Origin of the sequence: Hydrogenophaga sp. (assembly GCF_018780385.1) — a bacterium.
GTDB lineage: Bacteria > Pseudomonadota > Gammaproteobacteria > Burkholderiales > Burkholderiaceae_C > Hydrogenophaga.
In genome coordinates, this window is record NZ_JADMJO010000030.1 from 85,486 (window position 1) to 100,805 (window position 15,320).

Sequence of the window (15,320 nt, forward strand, 5' to 3'; positions counted from 1 at the left end):
GAGATGGTGTGGATCAGTTGGTTGCGGCGCGCATGCGCAGCAACGCCGCTTCCACGTTGCGTTGCGTGCCCTTCGTGTGTTCGGCCAGCAAGGCGCACGCGGTGTCGGCATCGCGCTTGAGCACGGCATCCAGCAGTCGCTTGTGTTCGCGGTTCTTGCTGTGCGCACTCACACGGTGGCGCGCCGAAAAGCGGCGGTAGCGCTCGGCCTGGTCGAACAGGCTGGCGCACAGCACACGTTGCCGCTGCGAAGGGCAGCCCGCCAGCAGGCTCATGTGAAAGTCACGGTGCACCTGGCTCCAGGTTTCATCGAGCACCTGGGGGCCTTCACCGAGGTGGGCCTCTGCGAGCTCCAGACGGTGCGCCGCCGCGACCACGGCAGCTTCCCAGGCATCGTCGCCGTGTTCGATGGCCAGGCGCAATGCCGGCACCTCCATCATCAGCCGCATGTGCGTGAGGTCGAGCAGGTCGTCGGAGGTGATCGGCGCCACTCGAAATCCGCGCCGGTCGTCCGCCTTGACCAGCCCCTCCTGGCTCAGCCGGTTCAAGGCCTCGCGCAGCGGGCTGCTCGAATAGCCATAGGCCTCCTGCAGCTCGTCCACCTTGAGCTTGACGCCGGGCGCAAAAGCCCCGCCGATGACATCGCGCCGCAGGCGCAGGAACGCCTGCTCAGACAGCGTCTGGCCCGCGTACGAAGTGAATTCAGGGTGTTCTGTATTTTGCACAAAGTGGATTTTGTGCATAAAACAGATTTTGTGCAAGATATTTTGCAGTGGGACCTGCACCGACCAGTGGGTATCGGTCTACACCCCCCTCTGAGACACCTCGCCAGATCTCGCCGAGTAGCGCACCAGACTGTTCAGCGCCTCGATCTCCACACGCGCGCTGCGCCGCCCGTACACCTCGGTCTTCAGCCATTCGAGCTCGGCGTCCAGACGCTCCGTGTCGGTCACGGTGCAGAACCAGACCTTGGCCTCCGCGTCCCAGCGGTAGCCGCGGCTTTTGAGCTGGTCCTTGGATTCGAATGGGGACCCGGTAGCCCTCAATTTGAAACGCGGCAACGAGGCCGCCAGGAACAGCTGCGAAAGGCCCGTGTTCGTGCTCTTGGCCACCGTCTTTGACAAGACCAGCAACAAGGCATGGCAGTCCACCTGGGCGCGGTGGGCCTCAAAGAACCAGCCCTGGTCCTGGGCAAGCGCGCTCAGCTTGGACGAGCCCGCGCCGGCCGCTTTCCAGTCGATGTCGGCAAACGAGCAGGCCCAGGCTTTCGCGGCAAAACAGGGAAACCGGGCTTCCACGAACGGCCGGTCGAAGCCAGCGTTGTGCGCCACGATCAGATCGGCGCGCATCACCATGGCCTCGACCTGCGAGTCGTCCAGCCGATGCCCCTGGACCATGTCATCGCTGATGCCCGTCACCTCCCGCGCCACGGACGGGATGGGCATGCCGGGGTCTTCGAATCCTTCGAACAGTTCCACCGGCCCGCAGGGCAAACCGGTGGCCATGTCCACCTGCACCAGCAACATGGCGAGTTCGATGATCTTGTCGGCCTGGTGCGACAGGCCGGTGGTCTCGGTGTCGAGCACCAGCACACGCTGAACCTCTGCCGCGGTCGGCGCGGGCCCAAAATCGGCGACGGGGAGCAGCCGCCGCAAAACGCGGAAATCGGGATCCTGCTCAAGCCGTTTCGCCATCTCTTCCGAGGTGGGCGCACGCGATGGCGGATCGGGTTGGGTGGGGGAAGGCTCCGCTGAACGCGGCGCGTCAAATTCGAAACTGAACTGGTTCATCGGAGAAGCCTACTCGACTCGCGGGAGACGCGGCGCCCTCGATCCTTGGCCGTCTGAACGCTTTGACGTCGCACGGAATGAGAACACTGGCATGCCCTGCTGTGCCACCAGCCTGCGGGTCTGTGCGTTGAAGAACAGACCTGAACTCGCTCGGCAGCGACCATCAAGTGCCGCTTCTCATGACAGCGCTTCAATGCGCGGAAAACCTGGAAACATCATGAAACAGTCGAAAAACTCCGACAAGCCGCAGTCGCCCCTCAAGCCTCAGAACCCGCAGAAGTTCCCGTTGCAGCCGCAGACAGATGCGACGGCAAGTCGGGACAAGGTTCGCGAGGTCGTGCCTGTGCACGCACCACGTCAATCCAAGCGTCCCGTGGAAAGAACCAAGTAGCGCCAGGCTGCCCCTTCCTTTCAGCGGCCCAGGCCACGGCGCTCCCGGCCGGCTCGCCGGCGCCCATGCGCTCATCGGTCTGCAGGTGGGCCTGGCCGCCATCAACATCTGCGGGGTCATCAAGGCCGAGCAGCAGAGCACCCCATGAGTTTGCGGCAAATGTTGCCGCGTCCTCCCCAGCATTCCGAACCGACGCGCCGGACATCCGCCACTTTGGTGAAGTGAATCTGACCGATCGCCGACGTGGCGTGAATGGGAATCCGCCTGTGAGACGGCACGCTCAGGCACAAGCCCGAGCGCGCCCGGATCATATGGAGTTGCTGTCGCCGCGACGGCCGCCGCTGTCCTCTTCCTCGTCTTCTTCCTCGTCCTCTTCACGCTCCTCGGGAAGAGCGTCGTCCTGTTGCTGGGAAGGATTGATCTCCTTGCGGCCCAGCTGGTCGTCGCCGCCCGGGTTGCTCTGCTCGCGCTGCCCGGACCGATCGCTCTGGCCGCCTTGCTGGCCCGGAATCCGGTCCTGGTCCTGGCGTTGGGTCTGGCCCTGACCCTGCCGGTTTTGGTTTTGCTGACCTTGCTCTTGCTGGTTTTGACCTTGCTGGTTCTGGTTGCTCGATGCCATGTCGTTCTCCTGAGTGTTGAAGGGTTTGCAGCGGTCACGTGACTCGCCCTTCCTCACGGCAAGGTGTGTGCCTGAAGTCATTCAACCGAGAACCTCCGTGGTCCCTGGTGGCAGACGCATCCGTGGCCTCTCGACACGCAGGCCCTTGATCGCCCAGGCAGCGGCGTCGAGATGAATGCTGCCATCGGTCTGGGCCGGCAATTCGCGCTGCAGCAGGTCCCGAATGGCGTCCTGCTGGTGCGCCGCCAACCCCGCCAGCCAGGTCGGCGCGGCGCCCTGGCCACCCAGAAAGGGTTGCCAGTAGTCGTCGAAGCTTGAGAAGCGGGTCGGTATGTCAATGGCTCGGACTTCGACGTGGGTGAGGCCCGCACCGCCCCACAACGACCGCAGCGGCTCCGGTGCACACAGGGGGAAGCGGCTGGCCTCGTCCGGCACTTCGGCCGAGCCGCACACGGCGATCGCAACATCCCAGAAGCGCCGCATCATCTGCATGCCGCCGGCGTAGTCCCAGACATAGGCGGCCACCTGCCCGTTGGGCCGCGTGATCCGCGCCATCTCGGCAACCATGGTCGCTGGCTGGCTCACAAAATTGAGCACAAGTCCGGAAACAGCCGCGTCGCAGCTGGCGGTTTCCATGGGCAAAGCGATGGCGTCGGCGACCGAGAAGCGCGCTCGAACGTCGGAGATGTTCGCCGATGCAAAACCCACGAAGCCGGGCGACTTGTCGATGGCGTGGACGGAACGGGGGTTGCAGTTCAGGATGGTGTGCGTCAGTGCTCCTGTTCCGCAACCGATGTCGGCCCAGTCCGCGCCCGGCTTGACAGAGAGCCAGCGGATGAACTCCGCCGCCACCCGTCGGCTCCAGCGCCCCACGTACAGCTCGTAGGGACCGGCCTCGCCCCAGCGGTCGTTTGTGGGCACTTGCTGATGAGTCATCTGCTTCTCCACCACCCAATGAGCGTGCGCCAGTCTGGCAGAGGGGGTGGGCGGAATCAAGCGGTGGTGAAGAGCCTGGATCTCCAGGCCAGCCGTTGCAGCAGCGGCGCGACTGCTTACCGTCCCCCAGCGACCTTGCGTCGGCGGGCCGTACAAAGGCCCGCGAGTGCAAGGCCGAGCAGCGCCAGCGTGCCCGGCTCCGGCACTGCGGCGAACGGCGTGCGCGAGAACGTGGTGGTGGCGTTCAGCACGCCATTTCCCCGCCCCGACAGGTAGAAGATCGACGCGTCGTCAAAGGGCGTGTCGAACGCGGGCGGTGGCCGAATCGGATGGCCCAAGCCCGCACCCACGGTGCCGTGATATCCCCAATCGCCGCGAAGTACCAACGACAGGCGACCCTCAACGCCACCGCCCGCGTCGAACTGGCCCGCCACTCCCCAATAGTCGTCACTTGGCAAGTTGGAGCCGAGAAGCGTGATGGTGCGGGGACTGAGGGCGGGCGCGAGGCTCCAGGAAATTGCCTCCAGCGGGAAAACGTCGAAGTTCACCCCGCTGTCGTCGAGATTGGTTGCCGTGTCGTCAAAGGTGAACTGCCCCGTGAACTCGCGGCCCACGGTCAGGCCGACCGCGGCGAACAGACTGAGGGGGTCGCTGGACTGACTGTCGACCAAGGTCTTGAAATAAACCGTGGTTGGCGTGGCACAGACGAGGCTCGGCAGCACAACAAGCGCTGCACAGAGCAGTTTGGAAATCCTGATATTCATTGGAACCCCATATGGACGCCGGCGTCAGGCCGGCTTGCGACTCACGGCGGCCGCAAGAATTGCGCCAATCACGAGGAACACAGCCCGCACGAGGCGTTGGCAACAACTTCCCACGGATGACGGCGTGGGCGCTGTAAAGGGCACCGACAGTCGCGCGAAGGCTGACCGAGCCTGCAGCGAAGGAGGCCATCAGCGCCTTCCTGGCAGCAGTCGCTCCTCCAGCGTTGTGCGATCTGGAACGTGCCGGCCCATCACCCCGCCTCAGACGACCCGGGTGTAGGCGGCCATGAAAACCCTCACTGCCTCGCGCAACAGCGCTCTGTCCTCCCGGGCGCTGGGCATGTCCAGCATCAACAGTCCGCGGATGTGGCCGTCGCCCAGGAACATCGCCAGGAACAGGTCCGCCGCCTGGCGCGGGTGCCGCACCGTCAGCGTGCCGGCCGCGTCGGCGCGGCGCAGGTACGCGGCCAGGTCGCCGATCAGCCGATCGGCGCCTTGCCGGTAGAAGGCCTGGCAGGCCTTGGGCTGCGCCCCGGCGGCGCCATAGACCGAGCGGAACTGACCCAGCGCCTCATCCTCGCGTGCCAGCGTCAGGAACTGCTCGCCGATGGCCAGCAGCGCCTTCCTGGGCTCCTTCTCGTCCAACATTCCAGCACCCACGAGGCCGCCCACAACGCGCTCGGTGCGATCGCGGACCTCTGCCTCGAAGAGCCCCTCCTTGGACGTGAAGTGGCTGTAGATGGTCATCTTCGAGACACCGGCCTCGGCGGCGATAGCGTCCACACTGGCCCGCTCCAAGCCGTGCGCATAGAAGTGGCTGCGCGCCACGTCCAGGATGCGCCGGTAACGCTCGGGATCGCGCGGTCTGCCGCGGCGCGGCTTCGGCGCAGCATCGTCTTCGGTTTTTGTCATCTGATTTGGTGTACTTGACAGTCCAGTATAGTTCGCTAGAATTACTGTACTCATTAGTCCAATATACACGAGATCATGACCCCCTCTCCGCATCGCAGTCCGAATCTCGACGCCCGGCTCCTCCGTCCGGTGGCGCTCGCGGCGCTGGCCATCTTGTCGGGCTGCGCCGTGCCACCGGTGCAGCCCCCCGTGCCGTCGGTGCCGCTGACGGCCGCCTTTGCGCAAGGCGGGCTTGCTCCGGTGGCTGGCCAGGCCATCGACGGCGCCTGGTGGGCCGGCTACGGGGACCCGGCCCTGACGGCGTTGGTCGAGCAGGCCCTGGCCACCAACCAGGACGTGTCCATCGCGTTGCAACGCGTCATGCAGGCGCGAGCAGGCGGCGATGCCCAGGACTCTCGCCTGTGGCCAACGATCGGTCTGCAGGCTTCAGCTTCGCGCAGTGAAAGCGGCCTGCCTGCTCCGGTCAAGCAGGGCATGCCGGACACGCGTGCGCTGCGCGCCGGCGTCGAGGTGGCTTGGGAGATCGACCTGGCCGGCGGCGTGCGCGCCGGTCGAGACGCAGCAAGTGCCGATACCGCGGCCGCGATGGCAGGTGTAGCGGGCGCGCGGCTGCTGGTGGCCAGCGAGGTGGTGCGGCAGTATTTCGTGCTGCGCGGCGCCGAGGAGCAATTGCGCATCGTGCAGGCTCTCGCTGCAGCGCAGCGCGAAACCGCTGCGCGCGTGGCCAGCCGCCTGCGCGAAGGCCAAGCCAGCGCCTTCGACCTGGACCGCGCGCGTGCCGAGGCCGACGCGCTCGATGCGCAGGTGCCGTCACTGCGGACGCTGGCCGGCATCTCACAGACGCGGCTCGCGGTGCTGCTGGGTCGCAACCCCTCCGTACGCGTCACCGACGATGCGCCGTCGTATGCATGGCCCCGGACGCGCGAGATCGGCACAGGACAACCCAGCGAACTGCTGATGCGCCGTCCCGACCTCATCGCCGCCGAGGCGCGCTTCGCGGCCGAGACGCTCCGCGGCCACGAGGCCCGGGCCCAGTGGTGGCCCAAGCTTTTCCTGAGCGCCTTGCTCGGCCGCCAGGACCTGCGCCTGAACGCTCAGAACCTTGCACCAGTGCACTTTTCCAACGTCGCGCTCGCCTTCGCCGCGCCGCTTTTCAATGCAGGTCGCATCGACGCCGGCATCCGCGCGCAGTCCGCGCGTGCCGAGGAGGCGTTGCTGACTTGGCAGAAGGCGGTGCTGGTGGCGGTTCAGGAAGTGGAGGACAGCCTTCTTGTGCGCAGCGAAGAGACCAGGCGCGGTGCAGCGCTGGCCACCGCCGTGGAACACCGCCGCCGCTCTCTGCAGCACGCCCAGTCGCTGCAGCGCGAAGGACAGATCGACCTTCTGGTGCTGCTGGACGTGCAGCGATCGGTGCTGTCCAGCGAACTCGCCCTGTCGGACAGCCGCCTTCAGCAAGTGCTGGCCGACGTGCAACTTTACAAGGCACTGGGCGGCGCCTTCGGGCCGCCCAGTGCCAGTCGTGCCATGACTTCCGCTACCGAGAGGACGCCCCAGTGAACAAAACTTTCTCCACCCTGTCCCGCTCGGCCATGGCCGCCGCGGCCTTGCTCCTGGCCGCTTGCAGCGACCCTCCCGCCCCCGCCGCCGTCGTCAAGCCGGTCTTCGTGACCACCGTGACCGAGGCCTTGTCCCGGCAAACGCGCTCGTTCACCTCCGTCGTCCGGGCCCGTGTCGAAACAGACATGGCTTTTCGCATCGGCGGCAAGGTGGTGGACCGTCTGGTCGAGGTGGGCGATGTCGTCAAGGCGGGCCAGCCGCTCGCCCGGCTCGATCCAACCGACTACCAACTGGCCATGCGGGCCGCCGCTGACCAGGTGCAGGCCGCCTCGGTCGATGCGCAGCAGGCCGCATCGGACGAGGCCCGCTTCGGGAGGTTGCTGGTGGACGGTTCGGTGGGTGCTGCCGACCATGAGCGCCAGAAGGCGCGTGCCGATGCGGCTGCGGCTCGCCTGGACCAGGCCCGCCGCCAGCTCGACCTGGCGCGCAACCGCGAAGGCTATGCCACGCTGGTGGCACCGTATGCCGGCGTGGTGACGGCGCTGCGCTTCGAGCGCGGCCAGGTGGTCACCGAGGGCCAACCCGTGCTGTCGCTGGCCCGTGACGGGGAACGCGAGATCGTCGCCGACCTGCCCGAGGAATGGGTGGGCCGGGCGCGAACCCTCACCGCCGTGGCCACGCCCTGGCACGACGCGGCGCAGGATGCAAAGGCGCCGCTGCAGCTGGTGCTGCGCGAACTCTCACCACTGGCCAGCGCGCAGGGTCGGACCTTCCGCGTGCGCTATGCCGCGACCCCCGAATCGCGCGCGCAGGTCGCGGCGCTGCCACTGGGCAGCACCATGCAGCTGAACCTGTCCGACCCGACCGCGGGCGCGGCGAGTGCCGCCCTGCCGGTCACGGCGCTGGTGAAGGCCAGCGGCTCTGCGGGTGTCTGGGTGCTGGATGCCAATGGCTCGGACCTCGTGTTCCAGCCCGTGCAGGTGGTCGGCATGGACGACGCGTCGGTGCGCGTCACCGGCCTGGCCGCCGGCAGCCGCGTGGTCAGCGTCGGTGCCCAGAAGCTCGATGCCGGCATCAAGGTGCGGGCCGTCGAACGTTCGCCCGAAGCCGCGCCGGCCCCCGTCGGCAAGAGCAGCTCACAAGGGCAGTCATGAAACGCTTCAATCTCTCGGAATGGGCCGTCACGCACCAGCCGATGGTGCTGTTCCTGATCATCGCGACGCTCATCGTCGGCGTCCTGTCCTTCAGCCGGCTGGGCCGTCTGGAGGACCCCAACTTCGACGTGCCGCAGATGACGGCCATCGTCGTGTGGCCGGGCGCCACCGCGCAGGACGTGCAGGACCAAGTGCTCAACCGCATCGAGCGCCGGCTGCAGGAGCTGGATCACTTCGAATACGTGCGCAGCTTCGCGCGCCAGGGCTACGGCGGCATCACGCTGTGGATGAAGGGCGGCAGCACCAAGGCGGAGCTGGACAACGCCTGGTACCAGGTGCGCAAGAAGATCGGCGACGTGCGTCAGGAGTTTCCCGAGGGCGTGCGCGGGCCGTTCTTCAACGACGAGTACAACGACCGCTACAGCGTGCTCTACGCGTTGAGCGCGCCCGAGCTGTCGATGGCCGAGCTGTTGGCGGTCACCGAAGACGTGAAGCGGCGCATCCAGGGCGTGCCCGGCGCCGCGAAGGTCGACGTTCTGGGCAAGCAGGCCGAGCGCGTGTACGTGGAGCTGTCCACCCGGCGGCTGGCCGCGCTCGGCATCCCGTCGACGGCGGTGTTCGACGCGCTGACGCGCCAGAACCTGGTGGCCCCGGCCGGTTCAGCCGATACCACGCACGACCGCGTGCAGGTGCGCGTTGACGGCGGGCTGCGCAGCGCCGCCGACGTTGCCAACGTGACGCTGGAAGTGGGAGGTCGGTTGCTGCGGCTGGCCGACATCGCGACCGTGCGCACCGGCTACGAGGACCCGCCGAGCATGACCATCCGCCACAACGGGGTGCCGGTGCTGGCCATCGGAGTGACCATGCAGGCCAACGGCAACGTGCTGGACTTCGGTCACGCGCTGGAACAGCGGCTGGTGCAGGTGCGGCAGGAACTGCCAGCGGGCGTGGAGATCCAGCAGTACGCCGACCAGCCGCGCGTGGTGGAAGAGTCGGTCTGGGAGTTTGAGCGCTCGTTCCTGGAGGCGCTGGCCATCGTGCTGGCGGTGTCCTTCCTGTTCCTCGGTTGGCGCACGGGCATCGTGGTGGCCGCTTCGGTGCCACTGGTCCTCGGGCTGGTGGCGGCCGTGATGTACGCCGCCGGCTGGGCGCTGGACCGCATCTCGCTGGGCGCGCTGATCATTGCACTGGGCTTGTTGGTGGACGACGCCATCATCGCGGTGGAGATGATGGTGGTGAAGCTCGAGGAAGGCTGGGACCGGCTGGACGCGGCCACCTACGCCTACACGTCCACGGCGTTTCCGATGCTGACCGGCACACTGGTCACCGCCGCCGGCTTCATGCCGGTGGGGTTCGCCAAATCGATCGCCGGCCAGTATGCGGGCGGCATCTTCTGGGTCGTCGGGGTGGCGCTGATCCTGTCGTGGCTGGTGGCCGTGATCTTCACGCCGTACCTGGGCGTGCTGCTGTTGCCGAAGAACCTGGGGAATCCGGAGACGGGCACACACCACGATGTCTACGACCGGCCCGTCTACCACCGGCTGCGTTCCGTCATCGATTGGGCGGTGCAGCGCCGGGTTTGGGTGCTCGGTGCCACGGTGCTGCTCTTCGCGATCGCCGGAGCCGGCATGCTCACAGTGCAGCAGCAGTTCTTCCCCACCGCATCGCGGCCGGAACTGCTGGTGGACCTGCGATTGCGCGAAGGCGCGTCTTTCGCCGCGACGGAGCGCCAGGTGAAGCTGCTCGAAGTGCAGCTGGCGAAGGACCCTGACATCGAGTTCTTCACCGCCTACACCGGCGCCGGCACGCCGCGCTTCTATCTGTCGATCCAGCCGGAGCTCCCCAACCCGGGGTTCGCACAGTTCGTCATCAAGACCGTGGGCATTGAACAGCGCGAACGCGTCCGCACCCGGCTGATGGACCTGTTCGCCAAGGACGAGGCCTTGCCTGATGTCACGGCGCGCGTCACGCGTCTGGAGTTCGGCCCGCCGGTGGGCTTTCCGGTGCAGTTCCGCGTCATCGGCCCCGACAAGGCGCAGGTGCGGGAGATCGCGTACCGGGTGCGCGACACGGTGCGCCAGAACGCGCTGGTGCGCGACACGCAGCTCGACTGGAACGAGCAGGTCCGCTCGATGCAGGTCCATGTCGATCAGGACAAGGCACGGCTGCTGGGCCTGTCCACGGCCGACATCCAGGGCCTGGTGCAGACCACGCTGGACGGTGCGCCCGTGACACAGATCCGTCGCGGCGAAGAACTCATCGACGTGGTCGTGCGAGCGACACCCGAAGAGCGCAAGAGCATCGGGCAACTGCGCGACCTGCAGGTGTTCACGCCCAGCGGCGCGACCGTTCCGCTGTCGCAGCTGGCCCGCGTGGAGCCGAGCTTCGAAGAGCCGGTGCTGTGGCGACGCAACCGCGACATGGTGCTCACCGTGCGCAGCGACGTCGTCGACGGCGTGCAGGGCCCTTACGCCACGGCGCAGATCCGCCCGTCGCTGCAACCCATCGTCGACAGCTTGCCCGCGGGCTACCGCATCGAGGATGGCGGTGCCATCGAGGAGAGCGACAAGGCCAACGAGGCGCTGTTCGCGATCTTTCCGGCGATGTTCGCGGTGATGCTGACGCTGCTGATGATCCAGCTGCAGAGCTTTTCACGCCTGTTCATGGTGTTCATGACGGCGCCGCTGGCGCTGATCGGCGTGGTGCCGGCGCTGCTGCTGTTCCAGACGCCGTTTGGCTTCGTCGCGCTGCTGGGCGTGATTGCCCTGAGCGGCATGATCATGCGCAACTCGATCATCCTGGTCGACCAGATCGACCAGGACATCGCGCGCGGCGTGGCGCCCTGGACCGCCATCGTCGACGCCACGGTGCGGCGCTCGCGCCCCGTGGTGCTGACGGCAGCCGCCGCGGTGCTGGCCATGATCCCGCTCACGCACAGCGTCTTCTGGGGACCGATGGCCATCTCGATCATGGGCGGCCTCGTCGTGGCCACGGCGCTCACCCTCGTCTTCGTGCCGGCGCTGTACGCCGCCTGGTTTCGCGTGCGCCGCGACTCCCCCGCCGAGGCGCCAGCGCCGGGCACTTTGGTTGCGCAAGGCGCGAGCGGAGGGTCCCATGCTTGAGCTCGCCGACCCCGGCCGCCGCCGGCGCAAGCCGGAGCGTTCTCGAGAACTGCTCGATGCCGCACTGGCTGTCTTTGTGGACAGGGGTTTTGCGGCCGCCCGGACGGAGGAGATCGCCGCGCGGGCCGGCGTGTCCAAGGGAACGCTGTACTTCTACTTCAACAGCAAGGAAGACCTGCTCAGGACGCTCATCGCCGAGGGCTTCTCGAGCCGAATCGAAGTGCGGGTGGATCAGATGGCCACGAGCGCGGTCGCAAGCAGCGAGCTGCTCCGCCAGGCCCTGACGGCGTGGCAGGCTTCGTTGGCGGAAAGCCAGGCTGGCGGCATCTTCAAACTGGTCCTGACAGAGGCGCGGCACTTCCCGGGACTGGCGGACTGCTGGAACCGCGAAGTGATGGGTCCGGTGCGCGCGCTCGTTTCTCACATTCTCCTGCGCGGCATTGAGCGCGGGGAATTCCGCGCATTCGATGTCGACCTCGCAGCGCACGCGCTGATCCTGCCCATCGTGATGGCGTGCCTGTACCGGCACACGATGGGAGCACTCGTGCCGGACGACTTTCTGATGCACACCCCCGATCTCCTCGGCCGCCACATCGAACTTGTCCTGGATGGCTTGTACCTGCATTCAGATTGCGGCCGGGAAGGCGACGCCCCAAGCACAGGTACCTGAACTTTTTCTCAACACAGGAGCAACCCATGTCCCATCAACAAAAGCAGCAACCAGGCCCCGTGGCCATCCTTACAGGAGCATCGGGCGGTATCGGAGAGGCGACGGCGCGGGCGCTGGCGCAGGCCGGATACCGTGTGTTCGGCACCTCTCGCAAGACGCCGACGCGGCCAACCCCGGGCGTGGAGCATGTGGCTTGCGACGTGACCAGCGATGACTCGGTCGAGGCCGCGATCGCGGAGGTCCTCGCGAAAGCCGGACGCATCGACTTGCTGGTCAACAATGCCGGGGTCGGCCTCATTGGAGCGGCCGAGGAATCATCGATCGAACAAGCGAAGGCGCTCTTCGACGTCAACCTGTTCGGCGTCATTCGAACCATCAAGGCCGTCCTCCCGGTGATGCGCCTGCAGCGCTCGGGCCGCATCATCAATATCAGCTCCGTGCAGGGATTTATCCCGGCCCCCTACTTCGCGCTGTATGGGGCGAGCAAGCACGCGTTGGAAGGCTACTCGGAATCGCTGGACCACGAGGTTCGGGACGTGGGCGTCAGGGTGATCCTCGTGGAGCCCGCCTACACGCGCACATCGTTCGAGAGCAATTTGATCCAGGCCGACCAGCCGTTGGGCGATTACGCGTCCGCGCGTTCCAATGCTGAAAACGTGACACGCGAGGTGATGCTGACTGCCGACTTGCCGGAGGTGGTTGCAAAGGCTGTCCTGAAGGCGGCCACCACGGCGAAGCCGGGCACCCGATACACCGCGGGCGGCTTCGCGAGGCAAGTGAGCCTGTTGCGCCGTTTCGTTCCGCGGTCCGCGTTCGACAAGAGCTTGCGCAAGCAACTGCGGATGCCAGCCTAGGCCGTGGTGTCCGGCGCAGGGACAGTGGACACGCCTTGCGCTGCTGCGGCGCGTTCTTGGGATTGCAGGGCGCGGCGGTGGCCCTCTCGCTGCTGCAAGCGCGCCCAATAGGCTTGAACTCCGGGCGTGAAGCGGGATGCGAGCCCAAGGTGCTGCGCCAGCATCAGCGCATATCCGACCGAGACATCCGCAGCGGTGAAGCGTCCGGCGCACAGATGCTCCTGCTGAGCCAGTATCGGCTCCAGCGTGCGCAGTCTGGCAAGAAACCACTTTCCGTAGTCTTCCGCGACGACAGGCAGGCGTCGAAGTTCGGGCTCGAAGCGCGCATAGCGCAACACGAGCGTCTGCGGAAACGTGAGCGTGGCTTCGCCGAAGTGGAGGTAGTTGAGGTAGGCGCCATAGTCATCTTCGGTGGGTTCGACCTGCAGCGACGTCGTGGCGCTCAACGCGCAAAGGTATTGGCAGATCGCTACCGACTCGGTCATGCGCGTGCGGCCGTCGATCATCAGCGGGACGGTACCCAGCGGATTGAGGTCAAGGTACGACCGCGCCAACACGCGGGGTGGAAACGGCAGCATCCTCAGTTCATAGGGCATGCCCAGTTCTTCCAGCATCCAGAGGGGACGGAAGGACCGCGCGCTAACGCAGTGGTAGAGAGTGATCATGAGCGTGAAGCATAGATTCGACTGGTGCGCTCTCGTGCGCCATTTCAGTCGCCGATCGCGCCAGTCTGCGAGACGCGGACTCACGTCAGCGGCATGGATCTCAGCGATTCACGGACTGTCTTGGCGCAGCTGCCTGCGGCGTTCGAGCACTTCAATGAGGTCCACCCACACTCGAGCTTGAGGATGAAATCGCCGCGCGAGTTCAGGCGGCAACGGGTTGAGCCAGCATCACTTCATGGCCGAGCGGGCATCCCCCCGGAAGTTCTCTCCGTCTTTAACGCCAACGCCGGCCGCATGGGGATCTCGTCGATCACCTTGGCCCAACTCATTCACGGCACGGAGAAAAGCACGCGGATCAGTCAGAACCTTGCCGTCGTTGAGGATTTCTGCAGAGTTCAAAAGCGTGCCCGCGCTTGAACTTGAGAACTGGGTGGTCATCTTGGCGTCGCCAAAGACGCTGCTCCATTCCGAGAAGGTGAGGTTGGTGGTAGTCACCACGCTCGTTCGCTCGTAGAGTTTGGAGAGCAGGTGGAACGGCATCGCGCCGCCCGACTGCGTGAACGGCAGATAGCCCAGTTCATCCAGGATCACCAGATCGACGTACATCAGGCGGTGTGCCAACTGCCCGGCCTTGTTCTGCGCCTTCTCCAGACGTTGCCACGCTACCTGGGCAGGCAGTGCTCAATGGGGACGAATTGTGCGGGCGTGATCTCCATGTTCGATGTTGTCCGGCTCAAACGCCACGATCGCCATTTGTGTTAACACGCTAGCTGGGTGACGTCGATCCGGTCATCCAAGGGGCTGGTCCCAAGCGTCTTCAAACAACACTTCGTCCAGCGCGCAACGCGAGGCCCAGCGTTGCCGCTGGAGCATCGGCTCCTCGTAAAAGTCATACACGGGACCGATGCATAACAGAGCAATCGGATCGGCCCCGTCGGGCATGCCCAGCAGGCGCGCTACGGCCATAGGATCGAACAGCGAAACCCAACCCATTCCAAGCCCCTCTGCCCGGGCGGCCAGCCAGAGGTTCTGAATCGCGCAGGCGGTCGAAGCGAGGTCCATCTGTGGGAGTGTCCTGCGACCAAACACATGCCGCTCACGTCCATCTGCAAGCGCGACGACCCAGACCTCGGCCGCGTCATTGACGCCCTCGACCTTGAGGCGCATGAAAGCCTCTTCCCGCTCACCCAACGCTCTGGCGGTCAGCAAGCGTTCTTGCTCCACCAATGCGTGCAGCTTGCAACGCAACGCTGGAGACGCCACACGCAAAAAACGCCAGGGTTGCATGAAACCCACGCTAGGCGCATGGTGCGCGGCGGTGAGCAACCGACGCATCAGCTCGGGCGCGACCGTTCCACCCGCGAAGTGACGCATATCGCGCCGCTCAAAAATGACGCGGTAAACAGCGTCTCGCTCGGCCGGCGAGAAGGTCTGATCGAGGGCAGGTTTGTCAGGCATGGCGGGCTCAGTGTTCGATGCCGCACTGCGACGTGGTGTTTGCGTTGGATGCGTGCTTATTCTTGGTCAATTCGGTCAGCCCTTCATTGATAGCTGCACGATCTGTTCGATCATGCTGTGTTCGCTGAAGCAGTACACGGGCAGCAACAAGTGACCTGCCAGCTTGATCCGCGCCTGCACGACCTCTCGGGTGGCTGGTGGGGGGGGGCAGGCATGGTCGCTCCTGCATCGAATAATCGGAGCAGAGAGGTCGGCTTGGGACGGAGACCGCGCCTCAATGTGTCCGGGTTTGTGTCCGGGCGGGCGCGCGTAAGAGATTGATTTGCCTGAAGAGCCATACGTAGAGCAGGAGCTTACGCAAGTTCTGACGGCATTTGGTGCGGCTGGCGGGGATCGAACCCACGACCCTCGGCTTCGGAGGCCGATACT

General features: G+C 65.8%; 13 protein-coding genes and 2 pseudogenes. 6 read left to right on the forward strand and 9 right to left on the reverse strand.

Annotation, left to right across the window (positions count from 1 at the left end):
- Positions 1-13 precede the first annotated feature (13 nt).
- From IV113_RS12240 to IV113_RS12265, 6 genes are all read right to left on the reverse strand, one after another.
- Complete coding sequence (locus IV113_RS12240; RefSeq protein WP_291085150.1) at positions 14-742, reverse strand: FCD domain-containing protein; 729 nt, start codon at positions 740-742, stop codon at positions 14-16.
- Positions 743-802: 60 nt separating this feature from the next.
- Positions 803-1,789: a 3'-5' exonuclease gene (locus IV113_RS12245; RefSeq protein ID WP_291085153.1), complete on the reverse strand. Its 987-nt coding sequence runs from the start codon at positions 1,787-1,789 to the stop codon at positions 803-805.
- A gap of 698 nt (positions 1,790-2,487) precedes the next feature.
- A complete protein-coding gene (locus tag IV113_RS12250) occupies positions 2,488-2,799 on the reverse strand; it encodes a hypothetical protein (protein WP_291085156.1) in 312 nt (103 codons plus the stop codon).
- An 81-nt stretch (positions 2,800-2,880) separates the two neighbouring features.
- Positions 2,881-3,735, reverse strand: coding sequence for a methyltransferase domain-containing protein (locus IV113_RS12255; protein ID WP_291085159.1), 855 nt, complete (start codon positions 3,733-3,735; stop codon positions 2,881-2,883).
- A 116-nt stretch (positions 3,736-3,851) separates the two neighbouring features.
- The gene (locus IV113_RS12260; RefSeq protein ID WP_291085161.1) at positions 3,852-4,499 is read right to left on the reverse strand and encodes a PEP-CTERM sorting domain-containing protein; all 648 of its coding nucleotides are present in this window, start codon (positions 4,497-4,499) and stop codon (positions 3,852-3,854) included.
- A 261-nt stretch (positions 4,500-4,760) separates the two neighbouring features.
- Positions 4,761-5,411 (reverse strand): TetR/AcrR family transcriptional regulator, encoded by a 651-nt coding sequence (locus tag IV113_RS12265; RefSeq protein WP_291085163.1) that lies wholly within the window; start codon positions 5,409-5,411, stop codon positions 4,761-4,763.
- A 75-nt stretch (positions 5,412-5,486) separates the two neighbouring features.
- Between IV113_RS12265 and IV113_RS12270 the strand changes: the two genes are divergently transcribed.
- Genes IV113_RS12270 through IV113_RS12290 form a run of 5 tightly spaced genes read left to right on the forward strand, consistent with a single transcriptional unit; the run spans position 5,487 to position 12,768 of the window.
- Positions 5,487-6,968 carry an efflux transporter outer membrane subunit gene (locus IV113_RS12270; protein WP_291085165.1) on the forward strand — a complete coding sequence of 494 codons (1,482 nt, stop codon included), beginning with the start codon at positions 5,487-5,489 and terminating at the stop codon, positions 6,966-6,968.
- Positions 6,965-8,122, forward strand: coding sequence for an efflux RND transporter periplasmic adaptor subunit (locus IV113_RS12275; RefSeq protein ID WP_291085167.1), 1,158 nt, complete (start codon positions 6,965-6,967; stop codon positions 8,120-8,122). Before IV113_RS12270 ends, IV113_RS12275 begins: the two co-directional genes overlap by 4 nt.
- Complete coding sequence (locus IV113_RS12280; protein WP_291085169.1) at positions 8,119-11,244, forward strand: efflux RND transporter permease subunit; 3,126 nt, start codon at positions 8,119-8,121, stop codon at positions 11,242-11,244. The genes IV113_RS12275 and IV113_RS12280 overlap by 4 nt, the downstream gene beginning before the upstream one ends.
- Positions 11,237-11,914 carry a TetR/AcrR family transcriptional regulator gene (locus tag IV113_RS12285; protein ID WP_291085171.1) on the forward strand — a complete coding sequence of 226 codons (678 nt, stop codon included), beginning with the start codon at positions 11,237-11,239 and terminating at the stop codon, positions 11,912-11,914. The genes IV113_RS12280 and IV113_RS12285 overlap by 8 nt, the downstream gene beginning before the upstream one ends.
- A 26-nt stretch (positions 11,915-11,940) precedes the next feature.
- Positions 11,941-12,768: an oxidoreductase gene (locus IV113_RS12290; RefSeq protein WP_291085173.1), complete on the forward strand. Its 828-nt coding sequence runs from the start codon at positions 11,941-11,943 to the stop codon at positions 12,766-12,768.
- On the opposite strand, the gene IV113_RS12295 is transcribed toward IV113_RS12290, so the two are convergent.
- The gene (locus IV113_RS12295; protein WP_291085175.1) at positions 12,765-13,433 is read right to left on the reverse strand and encodes a glutathione S-transferase family protein; all 669 of its coding nucleotides are present in this window, start codon (positions 13,431-13,433) and stop codon (positions 12,765-12,767) included. The genes IV113_RS12290 and IV113_RS12295 overlap by 4 nt on opposite strands.
- A gap of 105 nt (positions 13,434-13,538) precedes the next feature.
- Here IV113_RS12295 and IV113_RS12300 point away from each other — a divergent pair.
- Positions 13,539-13,649, forward strand: a pseudogene (locus tag IV113_RS12300) (integrase core domain-containing protein); the annotation flags it as partial.
- Positions 13,650-13,862: 213 nt separating this feature from the next.
- On the opposite strand, the pseudogene IV113_RS12305 reads toward IV113_RS12300, so the two are convergent.
- Positions 13,863-14,081: pseudogene (locus IV113_RS12305) on the reverse strand (ATP-binding protein); the annotation flags it as partial.
- Between the two features lie 141 nt (positions 14,082-14,222).
- Positions 14,223-14,891, reverse strand: coding sequence for a 5,6-dimethylbenzimidazole synthase (bluB, locus tag IV113_RS12310; RefSeq protein WP_291085177.1), 669 nt, complete (start codon positions 14,889-14,891; stop codon positions 14,223-14,225).
- Positions 14,892-15,320: the final 429 nt, after the last annotated feature.

Excerpts from the sequence above, each read along its gene's own strand:
- IV113_RS12240 (WP_291085150.1), bottom strand. The coding sequence starts at position 742 with ATGCACAAAATCCACTTTGTGCAAAATACAGAACACCCTGAATTCACT.
- IV113_RS12245 (WP_291085153.1), bottom strand. The coding sequence starts at position 1,789 with ATGAACCAGTTCAGTTTCGAATTTGACGCGCCGCGTTCAGCGGAGCCT.
- IV113_RS12250 (WP_291085156.1), bottom strand. The coding sequence starts at position 2,799 with ATGGCATCGAGCAACCAGAACCAGCAAGGTCAAAACCAGCAAGAGCAA.
- IV113_RS12255 (WP_291085159.1), bottom strand. The coding sequence starts at position 3,735 with ATGACTCATCAGCAAGTGCCCACAAACGACCGCTGGGGCGAGGCCGGT.
- IV113_RS12260 (WP_291085161.1), bottom strand. The coding sequence starts at position 4,499 with ATGAATATCAGGATTTCCAAACTGCTCTGTGCAGCGCTTGTTGTGCTG.
- IV113_RS12265 (WP_291085163.1), bottom strand. The coding sequence starts at position 5,411 with ATGACAAAAACCGAAGACGATGCTGCGCCGAAGCCGCGCCGCGGCAGA.
- IV113_RS12270 (WP_291085165.1), top strand. The coding sequence starts at position 5,487 with ATGACCCCCTCTCCGCATCGCAGTCCGAATCTCGACGCCCGGCTCCTC.
- IV113_RS12280 (WP_291085169.1), top strand. The coding sequence starts at position 8,119 with ATGAAACGCTTCAATCTCTCGGAATGGGCCGTCACGCACCAGCCGATG.
- IV113_RS12285 (WP_291085171.1), top strand. The coding sequence starts at position 11,237 with ATGCTTGAGCTCGCCGACCCCGGCCGCCGCCGGCGCAAGCCGGAGCGT.
- IV113_RS12290 (WP_291085173.1), top strand. The coding sequence starts at position 11,941 with ATGTCCCATCAACAAAAGCAGCAACCAGGCCCCGTGGCCATCCTTACA.
- IV113_RS12295 (WP_291085175.1), bottom strand. The coding sequence starts at position 13,433 with ATGATCACTCTCTACCACTGCGTTAGCGCGCGGTCCTTCCGTCCCCTC.
- bluB (WP_291085177.1), bottom strand. The coding sequence starts at position 14,891 with ATGCCTGACAAACCTGCCCTCGATCAGACCTTCTCGCCGGCCGAGCGA.